This is a genomic window from Herpetosiphon gulosus, from assembly GCF_039545135.1.
GTDB classification, from domain to species: domain Bacteria; phylum Chloroflexota; class Chloroflexia; order Chloroflexales; family Herpetosiphonaceae; genus Herpetosiphon; species Herpetosiphon gulosus.
The window spans coordinates 1-1,319 of sequence record NZ_BAABRU010000089.1 but is presented as its reverse complement, the minus strand read 5'-3'; the positions used below and the strand labels follow the sequence as shown (position 1 = coordinate 1,319).

Annotated in this window: 1 protein-coding gene; it reads left to right on the top strand. The window is 58.2% G+C overall.

Annotation, left to right across the window (positions count from 1 at the left end):
• The first annotated feature begins 98 nt into the window (after positions 1-98).
• Positions 99-1,265, top strand: a complete 1,167-nt coding sequence (locus ABEB26_RS26855) for an IS256 family transposase (RefSeq protein WP_345725169.1) — start codon at positions 99-101, stop codon at positions 1,263-1,265.
• The last annotated feature ends 54 nt before the right edge of the window (positions 1,266-1,319 follow it).

The following is a 1,319-nucleotide window of genomic DNA, read 5'->3' as shown; positions in this document are numbered from 1 at the left end:
GATAGTGTATCATCTGTTCTGTAAATTCAATGCGCCTGCTTAACCGCAGATGGCCATGGGGTATCCTTGGAATAACCACAAACACAAGGAGCACCACCATGACCACCCAATCGCATTGTACCCTATCCGATACCGTGTTGGAACACTTAACCAGCCAGGGGTTGGATGCCCTGCCAGAGTTGCTTCGCGTGCTGCTCAACACCGCGATGGAAGCCGAACGCCAACAGTTTCTTGGGGCAAGTCGCTACGAACGAACGGACGAACGTCGTGGCTATGCCAATGGCTACAAGCCCAAAACCCTGACCACCCGCGTCGGCCAGCTTGACTTGGCCATTCCCCAAGTGCGCGGTGGTGGCTTCTATCCCAGCGCCTTGGAGCGTGGCCTTCGCAGTGAACGGGCACTAACCTTGGCCTTGGCTGAGATGGATGTCCAAGGGGTTTCGACCCGCAAAGTGGCTGCCATTACCGAACAGCTTTGTGGAGTCGAATTGACCTCCATGCAGGTTAGTCGGGCGGCGGCGCAACTCGATGGGGTGCTGGAGCAGTGGCGCAATCGCCCACTCGCCGAAACCCGGTATGTGTACTTGGATGCCCGCTACGAGAAAGTCCGCCAGGATGGGCATGTGCGCGACGCGGCGGTCTTGATCGCCACGGGCGTGGATACCCAGGGCAAACGCCTGGTCTTAGGCGTATCGGTCGCCCTGAGTGAGCAGGAAGCCCACTGGCGTACCTTCCTTCAAGGGTTGGTGGAACGCGGGATGTCCGGTGTCCAGTTGGTGGTAAGTGATGCGCATGCGGGACTCCAACAGGCACGGCGAGCGGTGTTGGGCGGTGTGCCATGGCAGCGATGCCAATTCCACCTCCAACAGAATGCGGGCGCGTATCTACCACGACAATCTATGCGGGCAGAGGTGGCTGCGGATATCCGCGCGATCTTCACCGCGTTGAATCAGCATGAAGCCACCACCCTGCTGGCGAAAACCGTGCAAAAATATGCCCAATCCGCGCCGAAATTGAGCGCATGGCTGGAAACGGCGATTCCGGAAGGCTTGACCGTCTTTGGGTTTCCCGCCGCCCATCGGCGACTGCTCCGAACCACGAATGGGGTGGAACGGCTGAACAAGGAACTGCGTCGCAGAACGCGGGTGGTAGGCGTGTTCCCGAACGAGGCTGCATGTCTTCGGTTGGTGAGTGCGCTCGTGATGGAAGTTAGCGAGGAGTGGGAAACCGGACGAACCTATCTGACCATGGACGAGAACGCCTAACCGACAATTCGCCAAGGAACCCGTGGGAATTTACAGAAAAATAGTTGCATTATC

Excerpts from the sequence above, each read along its gene's own strand:
- ABEB26_RS26855 (WP_345725169.1), top strand. The coding sequence starts at position 99 with ATGACCACCCAATCGCATTGTACCCTATCCGATACCGTGTTGGAACAC.